2 protein-coding genes and 3 pseudogenes are annotated in these 3643 nt (G+C 55.1%); 2 read left to right on the top strand and 3 right to left on the bottom strand.

All coding sequences use genetic code 11. The features are described from left to right. The coding region (locus ACRDCA_RS24245; RefSeq protein ID WP_438691843.1) for a pentapeptide repeat-containing protein at positions 1-721 on the top strand (721 nt) is incomplete at its 5' end. Positions 722-1121: 400 nt separating this feature from the next. On the opposite strand, the pseudogene tnpC reads toward ACRDCA_RS24245, so the two are convergent. The 3 genes and pseudogenes from tnpC to tnpA form a co-directional block, all read right to left on the bottom strand. Next, a pseudogene (gene tnpC, locus ACRDCA_RS24250) lies at positions 1122-2668 on the bottom strand (IS66 family transposase); the annotation flags it as partial. Positions 2669-2710: 42 nt separating this feature from the next. After that, positions 2711-3096 (bottom strand): annotated as a pseudogene (tnpB, locus tag ACRDCA_RS24255) (IS66 family insertion sequence element accessory protein TnpB). Next, positions 3083-3415 carry an IS66 family insertion sequence element accessory protein TnpA gene (gene tnpA, locus ACRDCA_RS24260; protein ID WP_438691844.1) on the bottom strand — a complete coding sequence of 111 codons (333 nt, stop codon included), beginning with the start codon at positions 3413-3415 and terminating at the stop codon, positions 3083-3085. Before tnpA ends, tnpB begins: the two are co-directional and overlap by 14 nt. A 141-nt stretch (positions 3416-3556) precedes the next feature. Between tnpA and ACRDCA_RS24265 the strand changes: the two are divergent. Then, positions 3557-3643, top strand: a pseudogene (locus ACRDCA_RS24265) (IS6 family transposase); the annotation flags it as partial.

Here is a 3643-nt window from a genome sequence, read left to right on the forward strand (position 1 = left end):
TGCTCTAGAGTGCCAGTTTCGTGATCCGGGTAACGCGGACCAGCTTATTGGTATAACAATCCGTGATAGCGGGATACAGGCAAACGTTACAAACGCAGCGACCGGTGCACTAGCACCAGGGGGGGCGGAACACCTGCCCGCCACCATCAATGCATCCCATGCAGAGATGACCCGTCTGTTGCTGGAGCTGTATAGAGAGATAACCGGAAAAACGAATGACGCCTTCAGGGAGGTTAACCTGACGGGGGCTGACCTGACGAGGACGAACCTGACGGGGGCTGACCTGACGAGGACGAACCTGAGGTGGGCTAACCTGACGGGGGTTGACCTGACGGGGGCTGACCTGACGGGGGCTGACCTGACGAGGACGAACCTGACGAGGACGAACCTGACGAGGACGAACCTGACGGGGACTGACCTGACGTGGGCTAACCTGACGGAGGCTGACCTGACGAGGACGAACCTGACGAGGACGAACCTGACGAGGACGAACCTGACGGGGGCTAACCTGACGGGGGCTGACCTGAGGAGCACTAACCTGAGGGGGGTTAACCTGACAAGGACGATCCTGAGGGGGGCTGACCTGAGGGGGGCTGACCTGACGGCGACTAGCCTGTGGAGAGTTAACCTGAAGGAGGTTAAAATTTCGCAGGAAATTCGGGGCTGGGCAGCGGTGCTCGGGGCATATACAGCCGGGGCAATAATATGCCACGAAGAGTAATGTCGTGTGGCATTGTCATGATATAGGCTAGGCAGATGGTAGCGCACACCCGCATTTTCACTGTTTGCTAATGGTGCCGCCGTCTTGGTTTCCCGATGATAGCTCTGTCCGATAAGCCACCCTCTTACGTACAGAGTGTCGTTCCGGTGAACTCATATTGACAGCCCGGCTGGCATTTGCCTCAGGTTACCTGGGGAAGCCGTTGTCAGGAGATGGGGTACTGGGTAGGGTATTTAGCCGCTCTAACGCAGGGACTGAGTCAAGTTGAGATTATGCGCTGAAGCCCCGCAGTTCCCGGGATTTTCAGCATTTACGGTGTCAGGGAGGCAACACCGTCGTCAGGAGATCGTGAGTCTGGCGACAACTTATTGCCCTCCTGTTGTGTCACCTCTTGTCCGTTCGCGAAGGTGAATCCGGGTAACGGCAACAGCTCGTTCAGTTGCGCCTCCGGCCAGCCCGGTAACCGCTGCAGAACATCCGTCAGCCATGCGTGCGGCTCCTGACCATTTCGCTTTGCCGTTTCCAGCAGACTCATTATCTGTGCTGCTCGTGCTCCCGCCATTCGGGACCCCGCGAACAGCCATGACTTTCTGCCCATGACGACGGTTTTGATCGCTCGTTCGCAGATGTTATTGTCCAGCGCCACCGCGCCATCATTCAGGAACACGCTCAGCTCCACGCGATGCGACAGCGTGTAGACGATGGCTTTATGTAAAGCTCCTCCGGGAGGGCATGCTACCTCCTGCTCTGTAAGCCAGGACCACAGATCATCCATTATCGGTTTCGCATACCGTTTTCGCCACTGTCGGATCTTATCCGCCGGCCGGTGGCCCACTCTCTTTTCCAGCCTGTACAACCCCGCGATTTTTTTCACGGTTATTGTGGCGCGTGGATCTTTATTGGCTTTGTATAAGTCGGCGAAGCCTCGCCTGGCATGGGCCCAGCACCCGGCCAGAGTCATGCCGGCAGCTTTATTGGCCAGCGTCCGGTAAGCTTTATGACCATCAACAACCAGTTTACCTTTCCAGCCCTGAAGCCAGTTTTCCGGGTATTCGTGTCCGCGCCCTGGCTGACTGTCGAAGCACACAACAGGCACGCCACTCCGTTCGCCACTAACGTAAGCCCACAGATAACCCTGGCTGGATTTACCGCCTTTTCTGGTGTCCAGGATTTGCAGGGGCGTCTCATCGGCATGCAGCACATCGCACGTCAGTAACATCCGGTGCAACGCGTCTGCCAGCGGGGCCAGTGCCGCCCCTGCATGCCCGACCATATCTGCCATTGTGCTAACGGACAGGTCTATCTCTGACCGGGCCAGAACCGATTGCTGGCGGTACAGCGGCATATGATCACAGTGTTTATTGATCACCACCTGCGCAATGAGCGACGGCTCAGCCAGGCTTTTCGGGATAATGTGCGCAGGCATTTCACCGCTGACCACCCGCTGACAGCAGGCACAACTGTACTGCGGGCGAACATACCGGTTAACCACAACGCGTGCCGGGATATATTCCAGCTTTTCGCTCACTTCATCCCGGATGTGGCGCAGTGTGCCCTGGCAGTCAGGACAGCTTTCGGTCGAGTCGGGCTCAATGACGATCTCCCGACGTGGAAGGTGTACCGGGAGCGGTTTGCGGGCAGGTTGTGAGCGGGGTGTTTTTTCTTCTTCAGCGGAGGGGGGCAGTAGCTTGTCCAGATGGGCTGTCAATGCAGCGATATCGGCATCCACATCCTCTTCGAACAGAGAACGCTGCATCCCGGCCAACGTCTCGCATTTTTTTCCGAAGCGCTGCTGGCGTACCAGTTTCAGCATTTCCTCCAGGAGCCGGATACGTTGCTGAAGCTTTTCTTTTTCTTCGTTCTCAGTCATCACTTTTGCACCATGGCAAGCGCCAGAGTGCGAAGCTGTTCGATGTCATTTGTGGTGGTGAGAACGGAGATATCCATGCGGGTAATTATACCGCATCTGGCATCGATATCCATTATATTTCACAAGGTTATATCTAATTTATGCAACGATCCTGGCGCATTGCTGAATACCCATTTTGCGAGGTCATGGCCCTTTATCTGTTGCCAGTCAACACCGCTGACAAGCCAAGCCAGTTAAACTCATCAGACGTGAGGGACCAGGCGGTGTCATTTGCTCGTGGCCAGCGGAAATGCCCCTTATGCAGACGCCGGGTGCACAACCAGACGCCATATTTATCCCAGCGCAGCACTTTGATGCGCGAACGGGCCTTGTTGGTGAAGACGAAAGCGGCACCGTCATGCCACGATGATTTTAACTCATCCTGAACATACTGTGTCAGGGTGTCGATCCCCCGGCGCATATCCACGGGTTTCACCGCCAGGAAGACATTCTCAGGACTGAGCATATTTGAGGGCCCTGAATACATCAGTCAGTTGTGAAGGATGGCAACACATGCGTATCCCGCCCGGTAGAAAGAGCGTAACCGGTTCAGTCGTCATTGGTAAAACGGATCTAGCGTGGTGCGCGGGTTCGGCGATGTGAACAGGCAGTACGGCAGGTTCGTTTGCCCGCCGTTCAGCCCTGGCGACATCCTGGGGCCATTCACGAAAGGTGGTGAAGGGAATATCGTTGAGATCGCAGTATTGCTTGCGGGTAAGACCACTGGCCCGCCAACTGGTGACGTGATGAGTTTTTTGCTCAATGAACCATCGTTGTTTCGACACTGGTTAGCTCCATCAGAGTAAGTCGGGAAGATGGTGCTGATATTACCTGCTGAAATTAAGCTGAGAAGATGAGTTCACCGGAACGACACCATTAAGGCGTTGTTAGGTAACATGCTGTTTTCTTTGTGATGTTATCTGATAATGCCTCTGATACAAAAAGCCTTTAAACGCCTGCATTACCCCATCGATGTTATTGCTCAATGTGTTCGCTGGTATCTCGCTTATTCA

Source organism: Serratia sp. (in: enterobacteria) (assembly GCF_051654945.1).
Lineage (GTDB): Bacteria > Pseudomonadota > Gammaproteobacteria > Enterobacterales > Enterobacteriaceae > Chania.